This window comes from Streptomyces sp. NPDC092370 (assembly GCF_044755265.1).
Lineage (GTDB): Bacteria > Actinomycetota > Actinomycetes > Streptomycetales > Streptomycetaceae > Streptomyces.
Genome location: NZ_JBIVQO010000007.1, coordinates 331,540 through 346,671, shown reverse-complemented (window position 1 = coordinate 346,671; position 15,132 = coordinate 331,540). Strand labels below are relative to the sequence as shown.

Genomic DNA, 15,132 nt, shown 5'->3' with positions numbered 1-15,132 from the left:
AGGCGTGATGAGCGAGGACACCCTGCGCATGCGCACGGTCGCGCCCGGCGGAACGGAGCGGAAAGCGCCGCCCGTGACGGAACCGGCGGGCCGGCGGGACGCGTTCTTCGACAACGCCAAGTACCTGGCGATCGTGCTGGTGGCGATCGGCCACTCCTGGGAGCCCTTGCGGGACGACAGCCGGGCGGTCAGCGCGCTCTACATGGTCGTGTACGCCTTCCACATGCCGGCGTTCATCGTGATCTCCGGCTACTTCTCTCGTTCGTTCGACGCGAGCCCGGGGCGGATCAGGCGCCTGATCACCGGGCTCGCCGTGCCGTACGTCGTCTTCGAGACGGCGTACACCCTGTTCACCCGGTGGACCGACCAGGAACACGGCCGGCCGGTCAGCCTGCTGGACCCCCTCTATCTGACCTGGTTCCTGGCGGCCCTGTTCATCTGGCGGCTGACCACACCGATCTGGCAGCGCGTACGGTGGCCGCTGCCCGTCGCCCTGGTCATCGCGATGCTGGCGACGCTCTCGCCGTCCATCGGCAACGACCTCGATCTGCAGCGCACCTTGCAGTTCCTGCCGTATTTCGTCCTCGGTCTGCGGCTGCGGCCCGAGCACTTCCGCCTGGTGCGGCGCCGTGCGGCGCGGATCCTGGCCGTGCCGGTCTTCGCTGGCGCGCTCGTCGTGGCCCACTGGGCGGTGCCGCGGATGAGCGGCGCCTGGTTCTACCACCGCGACAGCGCCGAGGAGCTCGCGGCGCCCGCCTGGTACGGGCCCGTCATGACCCTGGTGACCTTCGGCTGCTCGCTGGTCCTGGTCGCCTGCTTCCTCGCCTGGGTGCCCGGGCGCCGCGCCTGGTTCACCGCGCTGGGCGCGGGCACGCTCTACGGCTACCTGCTGCACGGTTTCGTGGCCCAGGGCTCCAAGTTCTGGGGCTGGTACGAGCCGGCGTGGGTGCACCGGCCGCTGGGTGAGATCGTCGTGACGCTCGCCGCCGCGGTGCTCGTGACCGCGCTGTGCACCCCGCCGGTGCGACGGGTGTTCCGCTGGGTGATGGAGCCCGGCATGGCGTGGGCGTTCCGCCGGGACGCGCGTGATCGGACGCGGCGGCGCGAGGCCGTAAGCGCGTGAGCGGTCCTCCTCACGGCTCCTGACCGAGCCGGACGAGCAACACGCCGGGCGTGCGCGGCACGGACACCGTCAGCGCCTCCCTGTCCCAGACGGTGCGGCCCGCCCCAGCCGACGACGGGTGCAGGATTTCCGCCCGGACGGCCCGGCCCGCCAGGTGCCGGACGGGGATACGGAGTTCACCGCTCAGTCTTCCCCTGGGCCCCGGGCCTGATCCAGCAGGTCACGCAGCAGCTTCTCCTCGTCCGGGCCGAGGCCGGTGAGGAAGCTGGCCAGCACGGCGCCCCGGTCGCTCTCGGCGTCCAGCACCTTGCGCATCTTGCGGGCGGCCAGGCCCGCCTGGTCCGAGGCGGGTGTCCAGACGAAGGACCGGCCGACCCGCTCCCGGGTCACCGCGCCCTTGCCCAGCAGGCGGGTCAGAATGGTGATCACCGTCGTGTAGGCGAGGTCACCGCCGAGGCGTTCCTGCACCCAGCCGGCCGTGGCCGGGCCGTCCGCCTCCCGCAGCGCCGACAGCACCAGCGCCTCCAACTCGCCCTGTCCCCGCCGGGGACGCTGTCCGGGATCCGTCACCGCCCTGCCTCCCATTCGCCGCCCTGCGCTGTCCGTCCGGACATCGTATAGATCCGCAGAACCGACCCCGTTCACTTCTACATTGTTGTAGATTTCAGAGTGGTATCCGCACCGCACACGTCAGCGCTCAAGAAGGAGTACGCCGTGGGAGTTTCCCTGTCCAAGGGCGGCAACGTCTCGCTCAGCAAGGAGGCGCCCGGCCTCACCGCCGTCCTGATCGGCCTCGGCTGGGACGTGCGCACCACCACCGGCACCGACTACGACCTCGACGCCTCCGCCCTGCTCCTCGACGCCTCCGGCAAGGTCCCCTCGGACCAGCACTTCGTGTTCTACAACAACCTGAAGAGCCCTGACGGTTCGGTGGAGCACACCGGCGACAATCTCACCGGTGAGGGCGAGGGCGACGACGAGTCCGTCAAGGTGAACCTCGCCGCCGTGCCGGCGGAGATCGACAAGATCGTGTTCCCGGTGTCCATCCACGACGCCGAGAACCGCGGCCAGAGCTTCGGGCAGGTCCGCAACGCCTTCATCCGGGTCGTGAACCAGGCGGGAGGTCAGGAGATCGCCCGCTACGACCTGTCCGAGGACGCCTCCACCGAGACCGCGATGGTCTTCGGCGAGCTGTACCGGCACGGCGCCGAGTGGAAGTTCCGCGCCGTCGGCCAGGGATACGCCTCGGGTCTGGCCGGTATCGCCTCCGACTTCGGCGTCAACGTCTGACAGGGCCCGCCGGGTCCGCCGCGTGCCGGCGGCCCGGCGGCCGCATCAGCAACGACCGGGAGACCATGGGGCCGAACCGTCCCGCCTCCGCCCGGAGGACCGTGCGGACTTCGAAGCCGTACTGCACCACGCGACGAGCACCACGGCCATCCGCGGCGCCCGGGGCGCCGACCCGGCCGGCCGGGCGGCAGCCCACCTGCGCGCCCACGCCCTCGCCCATGCCGACGGGCAGCAGCGCGGCGGCCCACGAGCCGTACCGCTCCTGTCTCGCCGTGCGCAGGGCCGCCCGGCACGAAGCGCGGAGCCTGCTCGGGTCGGGCGGCCTGCTGCCGGCCCTCCGGTGCTCACACCGCTCGCCTCCGGCACGTGGGCCGCCGCGCTGCTGCCCGTCGGCGCCCTGCTGCACATCGCCGGCGCCTTCGGCCCGTTGCCCGGATCGCTCGTCGCGGCCGACTGGACCCCGGCGCCGGCGGCGGCCGTGACCGGCCTCGTCACCTGGCCGCCGTGCTGCACACGGCCCTGCGCCGGGGCGGCGCGCCCCCGGCCGCCGACCAGGTGGAGCACGCCCGGCTGGTATGGCGGCGGGAGCTGCTCGGCCGGGTGATGCTGCCGCACCTGCGCCGGCACCCCGGTGCCGCATCCCGAGACGGCGATCACGCCGTGCTCCCCGCCCGATACGCTCACGCCGTGCCCGGCCCGGGCGAGAGAGGACAGGACACCATGTTCGGACTGAGCGAGCTCGCGATCATTCTCGTCGTCGTCATAGCCGTCATCGGGGTGAGGAAGCTCCCCGAGCTGACCCGCTCGGCCGGCAAGGCGGCCCGCATCCTCAAGGCCGAGGCCCGCGCGGCCAAGGACGAGGCAACCGGCACGGCCCCGGCCCCCAAGGTGGTCCGGGGCGAGGTCGTCCCGCCGGGCACCGGCACGACCCCGCCCGGCGCCCGCGCGGCGGGCGCCCCGGACCACCCCTGATCCCGCGCCGCGACTACAGCGTGCGCTCCAGGCGGTCCGACACCAGCCTGACGAAGCGAGCCGGGTCCTTGGGCTGACCTCCCTCGGCGAGCACCGCCAGGGTGTGCAGCAGTTCGGCGGACTCGGCGAGCTCCGTACGGTCCTCACTGGCCTGGTACGCCTGGTGCAGGCCCTTGACCAGCGGGTGACCGGCGTTGAGCTCCAGGATCCGCTTGGTCCGCGGCACCTCCTGGCCCATCGCCCGGTACATGTTCTCCAGGGCCGGGGTCAGGTCGTGCGCGTCGGAGACGACACAGGCCGGGGAGACGGTGAGCCGCGTCGAGAGCCGGACCTCCTTGATGTCCTCGTCGAGCTGCTCCCGCATCCAGCCCAGCAGCCCGGCGTACTCCTCGGCCTGCTTCTCCCGCTCCTCGCCGGTCTTCTCCTCGCCCTCGGCATCGAGGTCGATCTCGCCCTTGGCGACGGACCGCAGCTTCTTGCCCTCGTACTCGCCGACGGCGTCGACCCACACCTCGTCCACGGCGTCGGTGAGCAGCAGGACCTCGATGCCCTTGTCCCGGAACGCCTCCATGTGCGGGGAGTTCTCGATGCTCTGCCGGGACTCGCCGGTGATGTAGTAGATGTCGTTCTGACCGTCCTTCATCCGCTCCACGTACTGCGCGAGAGTGGTCGGCTCCTCGTCGGAGTGCGTGGTCGCGAACGAGGAGACGGCGAGGATGGCGTCACGGTTGTCGGAGTCGGTGACCAGGCCCTCCTTCAGGGCGGTGCCGAACTCGCGCCAGAACGTGGCGTAGCGCTCGGTGTCCCCGGTCATGAGTTCCTTGACCGTGGACAGGACCTTCTTGGTCAGCCGGCGCTGCATCATCCGGATGTGCCGGTCCTGCTGGAGGATCTCGCGGGAGACGTTGAGCGAGAGGTCCTGCGCGTCGACGACGCCCTTGACGAAGCGCAGGTACGGCGGCAGCAGCGCCTCGCAGTCGTCCATGATGAAGACGCGCTTCACGTACAGCTGGACACCGCGCTTGAAGTCCCGGGTGAACAGGTCGTGCGGGGCGTGCGAGGGGACGAAGAGCAGCGCCTGGTACTCGAAGGTGCCCTCGGCTTGGAGCCGGACCGTCTCCAGCGGGTCGCGCCAGTCGTGGCTGATGTGCTTGTACAGCTCGTGGTACTCGTCGTCGGAGACCTCGTCCCGCGAGCGCGCCCACAGGGCCTTCATGGAGTTCAGCGTCTCGGGCTCGGGCGCGCCCTCCCCGTCCTTCGCCTGCGGGACCATCCGGATGGGCCAGGTGATGAAGTCCGAGTAGCGCTTGACGATCTCCCGGATCGTCCACTCCGAGGTGTAGTCGTGCAGCTGGTTCTCGGGGTCGGCGGGCTTGAGGTGGAGCGTGACGGACGTGCCCTGCGGCGCGTCGTCGACCCTCTCCAGCGTGTACGTGGCCTCGCCGCGCGACGTCCAGCGGGTCCCTTGGCCCTCGCCGGCGCGGCGGGTCACCAGCGTCACCTCGTCGGCCACCATGAATCCGGAGTAGAAGCCGACACCGAACTGGCCGATGAGTCCCTCGGCCCCGGCCGCGTCCTTCGCCTCCTTCAGCTCCTGGAGGAACGTGGCCGTCCCGGAGTTGGCGATGGTGCCGATGAGCCGTCCGACCTCGTCGTACGACATGCCGATGCCGTTGTCCCGCACCGTGAGGGTGCGGGCCTCCTTGTCGACGTCGAGCTCGATGTGCAGGTCCGAGACGTCGGCGTCGAGCGCGTCGTCCCGCAGCTTCTCCAGACGCAGCTTGTCGAGCGCGTCGGAGGCGTTGGAGACGAGTTCCCGCAGGAAGACATCCTTGTTCGAGTAGACCGAGTGGATCATCAGCTGGAGCAGCTGACGTGCCTCTACCTGGAACTCAAACGTTTCGGTCGTCATGGTGTGCGCATACCTCACAGGTCCCACAGTCGCCTGAACTGGTGGCAGCCACTCTAAAACACCAAGTCAGGCCGTGGGGCCGGACGTCAGACGAGGTGGGCGAAGACCACCAGGTTCTCGGTGTAGTCCCGGGCCTTACGGTCGTAGGAACCCGAGCAGGTGATGAGCCGGACCTGGGCGTCCGCCGTGTCGCCGTACACGCGGTCGCTGGGGAAGGCGTCCTTGTCGAACGACTCCGCGGCGTCCACGACGAAGGTCGCCTTGGCTCCGTCGGCCCGCACCACCTGGAACCGGTCGCCCTTCTTCAGCTGGCTGAGCCCGGCGAACACGGCCGGGGAGGTCGCGGTGTCCACGTGCCCGGCGATGATCGCGGTACCGGCCTCACCGGGCGTGTGCCCCTTGGCGTACCAGCCGACGAGGTTGGTGTCCTCCGGCGGCGGTGGCTCCAGTTGCCCCGAAGGACCGATGGCGAGGTCGGTGAACGGCGCGTCGACCGAGATCTTGGGGATGAGCAGGCGGACCGGCCGGGAGCGCGGCAGGTGCGGGCCGGTGGCGGCGGACCGGTGCGGCGCCGCGGACCTGTTCGGCGTGTCGGACGGTTCGGGTACGGCCGAGGCGGCCGACACGGCGGACGGTGGGTGCGGCGGGCCGGCGTCGGACGACTCGCCCCGGCCGCCGACCATGCTCACGGTCAGGGCGAGGGCGGCAGCCGCCCAGAGCACCGTCACCACGGTGCGGAGTCGCCGCCTCGACGGTTCGGGCCCGGGGTCGGGAAGAGCGGGGGGACTGGCTGCCATAAGGACCACCTCATTCGAGCACAGCAGCGGGCACGGCACGTGGAAGGACGAGCCGGGCCGCCGCGACGTGAGGGGCACGTGCGGCGGCCACGGTGGTTATGAGGTCAGGCACCGGTCATACGGCACCCTGCGAGGCCCGCTGACGTCGCAGCGCGTACAGGCCCGTGCCGGCCACCGCCAGCACCGCCAGACCGCCGGCCGTCACGCCCGGCCCCGAGGCCAGCCCGCCGCCGCCGGTGTGCATCCCGCCGTGCGGCTTGTCGTGCTTGCCGTGCTTGCCCTCCCAGCCCTTCTCGTGCTTGCCCTCCTTGTCGCCCCAGTCGCCCTTGTTGCCGGAGCCCTTCTCTTCCTGCTTGTGGCCCCAGTCGCCCTCGCCGTCCTTGTAGATGTCCGAGTCGTGCTTGGGGTTGTCCCAGTCGTCGTTCGAGTTCACGGCCGCCAGGGCACCGCCGCCGGTGTGCATCCCGCCGTGCGGCTTGTCGTGCTTGTCGTGCTTGCCCTCCCAGCCCTTCTCCTGTCCGTCGTCCTTGCCGTGCTCCTCGTGCTTGCCCTCCCAGCCCTTCTCCTGTCCGTCGTCCTTGCCGTGCTCCTCGTGCTTGCCGTGCTCTTCGTGCTTGCCCTCTTCCTTGCCCTCTTCGCCGCGCTGGTCGCCGGAGGCGTCCTTGCCGTGCTCCGAGGAGTCCCAGTCCTTGTCCGCGGTCAGCGCACCTCCACCCGTGTGTACGCCGCCGCGCGGCGCGTGGTGGTCGCCGTCCTTGTGGTGCTCCTTGCTGTAGGAATTGCTGTCGTGGTCCCAGTCACCCATCGCCTCGGCGTAGGCGGCGGGTGCGGCGATCGCGAGGGCGGCCGTGGCGGTGGCCGTCGCGAGCAGCATGCGGGCAGAGCGCATCGGTGAGTCCTTCCGTCGCGATCCGGGCAGCTGACGCCTTGCCAGCTCACGAGACCCGGCCTCGACGTGAACCACCGTCAGTCACGCCGGGCCGTCCCACCATCCGGGGCGTTCACACGGGTTACTACGCCACCCTGACGGCGGCATACCGCAGGTCTCCGGCCGCCATCGGAGGGGCCCGCAGGACCATCCCCGTCAGCGCCGCCCGAACCCCCGGTGCGTCATGCGGGCCGGGTCCGGATCGGCCAGCTGGGCCGCCATGCCGACCAGGACCAGACCGCCCGCGATGAGCAGCCCCTGGGCCAAGGCGATGCCCGAGCCCAGTACGGCCACGCCGAGTCCCAGCCCCCACCAGGCTCCGGTCCTGCGGTACTCCCGTGGCCGGGCGGGACGACCGGATCGTATGGCCCGGGTGAACCGGGGATCCTCCCGTTCGAGTCGCGCTTCGAGATCGACCAGACGCTGCTCTTCGGACTGCGGCACGGCTTCTCCTTCCCGGAACCCGAGCGCTTCGAGGCACGGCCGAGGCCATGACAAGTCCTGGGGTGTCGGGCCCGGTGACGGTGCGGAGGGAGACGGGCCGCCGATGGGCGGTACGGCCGTCTGACCAGGGCTTCAGCTTCTCCCCCTCCAGCGGCTTCCACCGTGGGCCCCACCGTCATCCTTCCCGGTGGCCGCGTCGTACGAACGTACGTCCGCAAACGCGTCGCGTTCATCGCCCAGCCGAGGCAGGCGGCCACGAAGGCGTTGCGCTGGTCCTTGGTCAGTCCCGCTGCCTGCCCTTTCACGGTCTTCGGCACGGTGGTCTCCCGGAGTCCGCAGCCGAGGCCGGGCCGGCGACGGGGATCGGGCAAAGCACGGCCCAGGAGGGACCGAGGGCGCCGACCGCCCGTCAGCGGCGCTCGGGAATCCGCCGTCCCGGCGCCGTGACATCGCCGGACGCCGCCGCGTCGATCAGGCGGCGGAAGGTGGCGCACTCCAGGTGGCTCGGTGCGGGACAGGCGGCGGCGTGCCGCAGGGAGTCCCGCAGGACGCCGAGTTCGCGGATCCTGCGGTCCAGTTCGTCCGCCTTGTCCGACAGCTTCCGCCGGTCGATGCGCGGCTGCCCGTCCGGCGCGAACATCTGCGCGATCTCGTCGAGGGAGAACCCGGCCGTCCGTCCCAGCGCTATCAGCGCCAGCCGCTCCAGGACGCCGGGGTCGTACTGGCGCCGCAGGCCGCGTCGGCCGGTCGAGGCGATCAGCCCCTTCTCCTCGTAGAACCGCAGGGTCGAGGCGGGCACTCCGGCGCGGTGCGCCACCTCGGCGATGTCCAGGTCTGTCATTGTCTTGACCTCAAGTCGACTTGAAGTAGAACGCTGTCATCCCGTCCCGACAAAGGCAAGCAGAGGGAGAGACGACGATGGATGCCTCACGCACGTCCTACGACGAGCAGGCCGCCCGCTGGAACGGGCCCGCCGGCCATGCCTGGGTGGATCTCCAGGGGCTGCTGAACGAGATGTTCAGGCCCTGGGAGGAGCTGCTCGTCGACACCGTGGCCGCCGAACACGCGGCGAGTGTGCTGGACGTCGGCTGCGGTACGGGAAGCATCACCCGCGCCGTCGCGCGCAGGGTGGGCCACTGCGTCGGTGTCGACATCTCCGGCCCGATGATCGAGACGGCCCGGGCGCGCGCTGCGCAGGAGGGCGTACCGGCGTCCTTCATCCAGGCCGACGCGCAGGAGCACGCGTTCGAACCGGCCGCCTTCGACGCCGTCATCTCTCGCTTCGGCGTCATGTTCTTCAGCGACCCCGTGCGGGCCTTCGGCAATCTGAGGAGCACGGTGAGGGACGGAGCGGCACTGCGGTGCGTCGTGTGGCGGGGCCCCGAGGAGAACCCGTTCATGACGACGGCGGAGCGCGCCGCGGCCCCGTTCCTGCCGGAGCTTCCCGCCCGGCAGCCGGACCAGCCGGGCCAGTTCGCCTTCGCGGACCCGCGGCGGGTTCATCGCATCCTGGCGGAGAGCGGCTGGGCCGGGATCGACATCCAGCCGGTCGACGCGGTCTGCGCCCTGCCCGAGAAGGAACTCGTCACGTACTTCACCCGGCTCGGTCCGCTCGGCACGGTCCTGCCCGCGGCCGACGAGCGGACCCGGGCCGAGATCGTCGAGGTGGTCCGGCCCGCCTTCGATCCCTTCGTGCACGGCACGGAGGTCCGCTACACGGCGGCCTGCTGGATGGTCTCGGCGCGGGCCGCCGGCGCGAAACTTTCGTGAGGTCCGGCCCCCTTTTCCGGGCGCGGGCGACCGGCGCATAGTGAGATCACGATGACGCAGAAGAGAGCCCTGGTGGTCCGAGGCGGCTGGGAAGGGCATCAGCCGGTCGAGGCCACGGAACTGTTCCTGCCCTTCCTGAGGACCAACGGATACGCCGTCCGGGTCGAGGAGTCGACGGAAATCTACGCGGATGCCGCCGAGATGACCGGCACGGACCTGGTCGTGCAGTGCGTGACGATGTCGGAGATCACGCGCGACCAGCTGGCGGGGCTGGCCTCGGCGGTCGTGGCCGGTACCGGCTTCACCGGCTGGCACGGCGGCATCGCCGACTCCTTCCGCGCCTCGTCGGACTATCTGCACCTGGTGGGCGGCCAGTTCGCCACGCACCCGGGCAAGGAGCCGTGCGAGCGCCGGGGTGAGGCGGCGGACAACTTCCTGCCCCACACCATCACCCTCACCGATGCCGGTCGCGCGCACCCGATCACGGCCGGTATCGAGGACTTCGCGCTGGAGACCGAGCAGTACTGGGTGCTCCACGACGACCTCATCGACGTTCTGGCCACCACCACGCATCCGGTGCGGCCGTGGGAGCCCTGGCACCGGCCGGTCACCTCGCCGGCGGTCTGGACCCGCCGGTGGGGTGCCGGGCGGATCGTGGTGACGACCCCGGGGCACAGCGTCGACGTCCTGGAGAACCCGCACGTCCGCGCCATCATCGAGAGGGGCATGCTGTGGGCGACGCGCACCGCGTCGGGATCGTAGGGCTCGGCGTCATCTCCCGCGCGTACCTGGACACGCTCGTGGGCCATCCCGCTGTGCAAGTCGCCGCGGTCGCCGACCTCGACGCCTCCCGGTCGGCGGCGGCCGCCGCCGAACTGCCCGGCGCCCGGGCGCTGTCGGTCGAGGAGCTGCTGAGCAGCCCGGACGTGGACACGGTGCTGAACCTCACCACCCCGGCCGCCCACGCGGAGATAGCCCTCGGGGCGATCCGCCACGGCAAGAACGTCTACGGGGAGAAGCCGCTGGCGGCGGGCCTGGACGACGCCCGGGCCGTCCTGGACGCCGCCGCGAAGGCGGGCACCGGGGTGGGCTGCGCCCCGGACACCGTCCTGGGTACGGGAGTTCAGACCGCGCGGGCGGCCGTGGAGGCGGGAAGCATCGGGCGGCCCCAGTTCGCCTCGGCCGTGATGGTCACCCCGGGCCACGAACGCTGGCATCCCCACCCCGACTTCTACTACACGGCCGGCGGCGGCCCGTTGCTGGACATGGGGCCGTACTACCTCTCGTCCCTGGTCCATCTGCTCGGGCCGGTGCGTGCCGTGATCGGGGCGGCCGGGAGGCTGCGCTCCGAGCGCGTCATAGGTTCCGGCCCGCGTGCGGGCGAGCGCATACCGGTCGAGGTGGACAGCCATGTCTCGGGAGTGCTGGAGCACGTGAACGGGACGCTGACGACGCTCACGACGAGCTTCGACGGCGTGGCCACCACGGCCGCCCCCATCGAGGTCCACGGCGAGAGCGGCACTCTTGCGGTCCCCGACCCGAACCGCTTCGACGGCGAAGTGCGCCTGCACGCGCTCGGCGACACCCGGTGGCGCGCCCTCCCGGTGTCGGCGGGCTACGCGGACGGCGCACGTGGCCTCGGCCTGCTCGACTTCCTCACCGCCGACGGCGAGCGGGCGCCGCGCGCGAACGGTGAACTCGCGCTGCACGTGCTGGAGACGATGACCGCTCTGCTGCGGGCGGCGGCCGAGGGGCGGCGGATCGAGCTGACGACATCGGCCCGGGTGCCCGACCCCGTGCCCCCGACGGCGGCCGCGCAGTGGCACGGCCGGACCGCCTGAGGTCAGTCGACGGGCCAGGTGTGCGCGGGCGCGTTCATGTGCATGTAGTCCATGTACGTCCGGGTCATCTGCCGCAGCGCCTCCTGCCGGTCGGAGATGCCGGCCTTCTCCAGGCGGTGCACCATCTCCGCCTGCCACAGGGCGCCGTTGCGCGCGGTGACGCAGCGCTGCTCGATGATGCCCAGCAGGGGTTCGCGCCACTCGGCGTCCATGCCGGTCAGCTCCAGGCCCTTGTGGGCCAGGGGCAGCAGCCGCCGCAACACCAGTTCGGTGACCGGCACTTCACCCACGCCGGGCCAGTACAGGCGGGCGTCGATGCCGTCGCGGGCTGCGGTGTGCAGGTTCTCCTCGGCGACCGCGAAGGACATCCGCGTCCACACCGGCCGGTCCTCGTCGACCAGGGCGCGGGTCAGTCCGTAGTAGAAGGCGCCGTTGGCGATGATGTCGGCCACGGTGGGGCCGGCGGGCAGCACCCGGTTCTCGATGCGCAGATGGGGGCCGCTGTCGGTGACGGCGTAGATGGGGCGGTTCCAGCGGTAGATCGTGCCGTTGTGCAGGGTCAGTTCGCCCAGCTGGGGAACACCGCCGCTGTCCAGCTCCTTCTGCGGGTCCTCGTCCTCGCACAGCGGCAGCAGGGCCGGGAAGTAGCGCACGTTCTCCTCGAAGAGGTCGAAGACGCTGGTGATCCAGCGCTCCCCGAACCACACCCGGGGCCGTACGCCCTGGGCCTTGATCTCCTCGGGGCGGGTGTCGGTGGCCTGCTCGAACAGGGGGATGCGGGTCTCGCGCCACAGCTCCTTGCCGAACAGGAAGGGCGAGTTCGCCGCCAGGGCGATCTGCACCCCCGCGATGGCCTGGGCCGCGTTCCAGTAGTGCGCGAACTCCTTGGGGTCCACCTGGAGGTGGAACTGGGTGCTGGTGCAGGCGGCCTCGGGGGTGATGGTGTCGGCGTACGTCGACAGGCGCTCCACTCCGTCGACCTTGATCCGCAGGTCCTCGCCCCGGGCGGCGAAGATCTGCTCGTTGAGCAGCCGGTACCGCGGGTCGCCGGAGAGCGCGGACTCGCTGACGTCCGACTCGCCCAGGGTCGGCAGGATGCCGATCATGATCAGGTGGGCGCCGACCGCCGCGGCGCGGTCCTCGGCGTGGTTCAGAGCGTCGCGGATCGCCTGCTCCCAGGAGCCGGGGCCGCCGGCCGTCAGCTGCCGGGGCGGGATGTTGATCTCCAGGTTGAACCGGCCCAGCTCGCTCGACCAGGCGGGGTCGGCGATCGCCCGGAGCACATCGGTGTTGCGCATCACGGGCAGTCCGGCGTCGTCCACCAGATTGAGCTCGATCTCAAGACCGACCTGGGGGCGTTCGCTCTCGAACCCCGACTCGCTCAGCATCCGGGCGAGCACCTCGAGGTCGGTGTGCATCTTCTCCCGGTACCGACGGCGGTCCTCCCGTGTGAACACCAGGGCCGGCACGTCACGTCCCATGTGCCCTCCTGCGCTCCTTCGGCGGATACGTCCGCACCTTCGGCGGATGCGTCTCGTCCCAGAGTGGCACCATGTCCCCGACCCCGCACCCACCACCTGGCCCGAGTTTGTGCCGCACATAAACAAACCGCGAACGCACAGCGATGTGCGGGCAACGGCAGCTCCCCGACCCGAGTCCGCACAGCCCGTCAGCGTCTTCATCGCCCTCGACGGCTTCGTCTTCGCCGGCCGGGTCGTGCGCGTCCCCGCCATCGAGGCCCGGACCGGTGGGCCGCACCGACCGGTGTGGCGGTGCCGGCGGCGGCCGTGCGGGCGCTGGTGGGGACGGCGGCCCGGCGGGCGGCCCGGGGCCGAGGAGGGCAGGCTGCCAGGAGGGAGCCCGGTGATCCTGGGTACCCGTGGCCAGGCCGGTAGTGATCACCGGGCCGTACGTCATGCACAAGGAGGCAGACCCGTGACCGAACAGCAGCACCCCGGCGAGCAGCACCCGACCCCGGAGTTCCCCTCCCAGGACCAGCCGCATCCCGGCTGGACGGGGCCGATGGACCCGCCCCCGGACCACGGTGAGGAGTCCTACCGGGGCAGTGGCCGACTGGCCGACCGCAAGACCGTGATCACCGGCGGTGACTCCGGGATCGGTCGCGCGGTCGCCCTGGCGTTCGCCCGTGAGGGGGCCGACGTGCTCTTCACCCATCTGGAGGACGAGAAGGACGACGCCGCCGAGACGGTCCGGCTGGTCGAGGAGGCCGGCCGGCGTGCCGTGCCCGTCGCGTGCGACGTGCGCGAGGAGGAGAACTGCCGGGCCCTGATCGACCGTGCCGTGCAGGAGTTCGGCCGGATCGACGTTCTCGTGAACAACGCGGCGTACCAGATGTCCCAGCCCGACGGCATCGAGGCGATCACCACCGAGCAGTTCGACCGGGTGCTGCGCACCAACCTGTACGGCATGTTCTGGCTGTGCAAGCTGGCCCTGCCGCACATCCCGGAGGGCGGCAGCATCATCAACTCCACCTCGGTGCAGGCGTACAAGCCCAGCCCGCATCTGCTGGACTACGCGACGACGAAGGGCGCGATCGTCACGTTCACGCAGGGGCTGGCGCAGATGCTGATCGAGAAGGGCATCCGCGTCAACGCGGTGGCACCGGGCCCGGTATGGACGCCGCTGATCCCGGCGACCCTGCCGGACACGCAGACGTTCGGCAAGCAGGCTCCGATCGGACGGCCCGCGCAGCCCGCCGAAATGGCTCCGGCGTACGTCTTCCTCGCCTCGCAGGAGGCGTCGTACATCACCGCAGAGATCGTCAACGCGACAGGTGGGACGCCACTGCCGTAACCACGCAGACGGCCACCGGAAAACTCCGGGCCCACGGGGCGCTCCATGCGGCAGACTCGGCGCCATGGAGACCGCCGAGTTCCTTCAGACCCTGGAGACGGAAGGCCGGTTGCTGGCCGCGGCCGCCGAGGAGGCCGGGACGGACGCCACGGTGCCCACCTGCCCGAAGTGGCAGGTGGGCGATCTGTTGCGGCACACCGGCGCGGTGCACCGCTGGGCCGCCGCCTACGTCGCGGAGGGGATCACCGAACGCCGCCCGCTGGTCGAACCCCCCGGTCTCGACGGCGCGGAGCTCGTGGCCTGGTACCGCGACAGCCACCGGCATCTCGTCGGCACGCTGGCCGGCGCCGCGCCCGACGTGGAGTGCTTCGCCTTTCTGCCCGCGCCGTCCCCGCTGGCCTTCTGGGCCCGGCGGCAGGCGCACGAGACGGCCGTGCACCGGGTCGACGCGGAGTCGGCACGCGGCGGCAGCCCGGCGCGCGTCACCCCCGAGTTCGCGACCGACGGCATCGACGAACTGCTGCGCGGCTTCCACGCCCGCTCAAGGAGCCGGGTACGCACCCCCGAGGCACGCGTCCTGCGGATCCGCACCGAGGACACCGGCGCGGTGTGGACGGTACGGCTGTCGCCGGAGCCGCCCGTGACCACGCGGGACGCGTCCGCGGAGGCCGCGTGCGAACTGTCCGGGCCGGCCGAGCAGTTGTATCTGGCGCTGTGGAACCGCGCTCCCCTGCCGAATGTCACGGGCGATCAGGCGCTCGCCGCGCTGTGGCGGGAGACGTCGGGGATCTGAGTGTCCGGCCGACGGGAGGTCAGCCGTCGGTGAGCATCCGCGCCAGTACCGCGCGCTGCACGGGAAGCACCTCGCCGTGCAGCGCGCGCCCCTTCGCCGTGAGGCAGACCTTCACACCACGCCGGTCCTCGGGGCACATGCCGCGCTCGACGAGCCCCTCCTTCTCCAGGCGCGCGATCAGCCGCGACAGCGCGCTCTGGCTCAGGTGGACCCGTTCGGAGATCTCCTGCACGCGGGAGGACGGGGTCCGGCACCCGGCGAGGACGTCCAGCACCTCGAAGTCGCTGGCGCACAGTCCGTGGGCGTGCAGCGCACGGTCGAGTTCGCACTGTGTTCGCGCGTGCAGCGCCAGAATGTTCCGCCACTGTTCCACGAGCGTCTGCTCGGCCTGCTGAGCCGCCATGCGCCGCACCGTAACAGAGAACCGAGATTGTTGCACCCGAATTAA

The 15,132-nt window shown here is 71.2% G+C and carries 17 protein-coding genes; 8 read left to right on the top strand and 9 right to left on the bottom strand.

Going from position 1 to position 15,132, the window contains the following annotated elements; genetic code table 11:
* Positions 1–7: 7 nt before the first annotated feature.
* The gene (locus tag ACIQHQ_RS23045) at positions 8–1,123 is read left to right on the top strand and encodes an acyltransferase family protein (RefSeq protein WP_402614296.1); all 1,116 of its coding nucleotides are present in this window, start codon (positions 8–10) and stop codon (positions 1,121–1,123) included.
* Between the two features lie 183 nt (positions 1,124–1,306).
* Here the strand turns inward: ACIQHQ_RS23045 and ACIQHQ_RS23040 are convergent, their stop codons facing one another.
* Positions 1,307–1,693 (bottom strand): BlaI/MecI/CopY family transcriptional regulator, encoded by a 387-nt coding sequence (locus ACIQHQ_RS23040; protein WP_402614293.1) that lies wholly within the window; start codon positions 1,691–1,693, stop codon positions 1,307–1,309.
* 144 nt (positions 1,694–1,837) lie between these two features.
* Between ACIQHQ_RS23040 and ACIQHQ_RS23035 the strand changes: the two genes are divergently transcribed.
* Positions 1,838–2,413 (top strand): TerD family protein, encoded by a 576-nt coding sequence (locus ACIQHQ_RS23035; RefSeq protein ID WP_402614290.1) that lies wholly within the window; start codon positions 1,838–1,840, stop codon positions 2,411–2,413.
* Here ACIQHQ_RS23035 and ACIQHQ_RS23030 read toward each other — a convergent pair.
* On the bottom strand, positions 2,403–2,819 hold the full coding sequence (locus ACIQHQ_RS23030) for a hypothetical protein (RefSeq protein WP_402614287.1): 417 nt from the start codon (positions 2,817–2,819) through the stop codon (positions 2,403–2,405). The two genes, ACIQHQ_RS23035 and ACIQHQ_RS23030, sit on opposite strands and share 11 nt — an antisense overlap.
* 98 nt (positions 2,820–2,917) lie before the next feature.
* Between ACIQHQ_RS23030 and ACIQHQ_RS23025 the strand changes: the two genes are divergently transcribed.
* On the top strand, positions 2,918–3,385 hold the full coding sequence (locus tag ACIQHQ_RS23025; RefSeq protein WP_402614284.1) for a twin-arginine translocase TatA/TatE family subunit: 468 nt from the start codon (positions 2,918–2,920) through the stop codon (positions 3,383–3,385).
* A gap of 13 nt (positions 3,386–3,398) precedes the next feature.
* Here ACIQHQ_RS23025 and htpG read toward each other — a convergent pair whose 3' ends face one another.
* From htpG to ACIQHQ_RS23000, 5 genes are all read right to left on the bottom strand, one after another.
* Positions 3,399–5,297, bottom strand: a complete 1,899-nt coding sequence (htpG, locus tag ACIQHQ_RS23020) for a molecular chaperone HtpG (RefSeq protein ID WP_402614281.1) — start codon at positions 5,295–5,297, stop codon at positions 3,399–3,401.
* An 86-nt stretch (positions 5,298–5,383) separates the two neighbouring features.
* Positions 5,384–6,094 carry a class F sortase gene (locus ACIQHQ_RS23015; protein ID WP_402614278.1) on the bottom strand — a complete coding sequence of 237 codons (711 nt, stop codon included), beginning with the start codon at positions 6,092–6,094 and terminating at the stop codon, positions 5,384–5,386.
* Positions 6,095–6,209: 115 nt separating this feature from the next.
* Positions 6,210–6,983, bottom strand: a complete 774-nt coding sequence (locus ACIQHQ_RS23010; protein ID WP_402614276.1) for a hypothetical protein — start codon at positions 6,981–6,983, stop codon at positions 6,210–6,212.
* A 195-nt stretch (positions 6,984–7,178) separates the two neighbouring features.
* On the bottom strand, positions 7,179–7,466 hold the full coding sequence (locus ACIQHQ_RS23005) for a DUF3040 domain-containing protein (RefSeq protein WP_402614273.1): 288 nt from the start codon (positions 7,464–7,466) through the stop codon (positions 7,179–7,181).
* A 409-nt stretch (positions 7,467–7,875) separates the two neighbouring features.
* On the bottom strand, positions 7,876–8,307 hold the full coding sequence (locus tag ACIQHQ_RS23000) for a helix-turn-helix domain-containing protein (protein WP_402614270.1): 432 nt from the start codon (positions 8,305–8,307) through the stop codon (positions 7,876–7,878).
* 77 nt (positions 8,308–8,384) lie between these two features.
* Between ACIQHQ_RS23000 and ACIQHQ_RS22995 the strand changes: the two genes are divergently transcribed.
* Genes ACIQHQ_RS22995 through ACIQHQ_RS22985 form a run of 3 tightly spaced genes read left to right on the top strand, consistent with a single transcriptional unit; the run spans position 8,385 to position 11,077 of the window.
* A complete protein-coding gene (locus ACIQHQ_RS22995; RefSeq protein ID WP_402614268.1) occupies positions 8,385–9,236 on the top strand; it encodes a class I SAM-dependent methyltransferase in 852 nt (283 codons plus the stop codon).
* A 51-nt stretch (positions 9,237–9,287) separates the two neighbouring features.
* On the top strand, positions 9,288–9,998 hold the full coding sequence (locus ACIQHQ_RS22990) for a ThuA domain-containing protein (protein ID WP_402614265.1): 711 nt from the start codon (positions 9,288–9,290) through the stop codon (positions 9,996–9,998).
* The gene (locus ACIQHQ_RS22985) at positions 9,968–11,077 is read left to right on the top strand and encodes a Gfo/Idh/MocA family protein (protein ID WP_402614262.1); all 1,110 of its coding nucleotides are present in this window, start codon (positions 9,968–9,970) and stop codon (positions 11,075–11,077) included. The genes ACIQHQ_RS22990 and ACIQHQ_RS22985 overlap by 31 nt, the downstream gene beginning before the upstream one ends.
* Before the next feature lie 2 nt (positions 11,078–11,079).
* Here the strand turns inward: ACIQHQ_RS22985 and ACIQHQ_RS22980 are convergent, their stop codons facing one another.
* A complete protein-coding gene (locus ACIQHQ_RS22980; protein WP_402614259.1) occupies positions 11,080–12,558 on the bottom strand; it encodes a glutamate-cysteine ligase family protein in 1,479 nt (492 codons plus the stop codon).
* A gap of 454 nt (positions 12,559–13,012) precedes the next feature.
* On the opposite strand from ACIQHQ_RS22980, the gene ACIQHQ_RS22975 reads away from it, so the two are divergent.
* Positions 13,013–13,891, top strand: coding sequence for an SDR family oxidoreductase (locus tag ACIQHQ_RS22975; RefSeq protein ID WP_402614257.1), 879 nt, complete (start codon positions 13,013–13,015; stop codon positions 13,889–13,891).
* A 64-nt stretch (positions 13,892–13,955) separates the two neighbouring features.
* Positions 13,956–14,684: a maleylpyruvate isomerase family mycothiol-dependent enzyme gene (locus ACIQHQ_RS22970; protein ID WP_402614254.1), complete on the top strand. Its 729-nt coding sequence runs from the start codon at positions 13,956–13,958 to the stop codon at positions 14,682–14,684.
* Between the two features lie 19 nt (positions 14,685–14,703).
* Here the strand turns inward: ACIQHQ_RS22970 and ACIQHQ_RS22965 are convergent, their stop codons facing one another.
* Positions 14,704–15,087, bottom strand: coding sequence for a MarR family winged helix-turn-helix transcriptional regulator (locus ACIQHQ_RS22965; RefSeq protein ID WP_402614252.1), 384 nt, complete (start codon positions 15,085–15,087; stop codon positions 14,704–14,706).
* Positions 15,088–15,132: the final 45 nt, after the last annotated feature.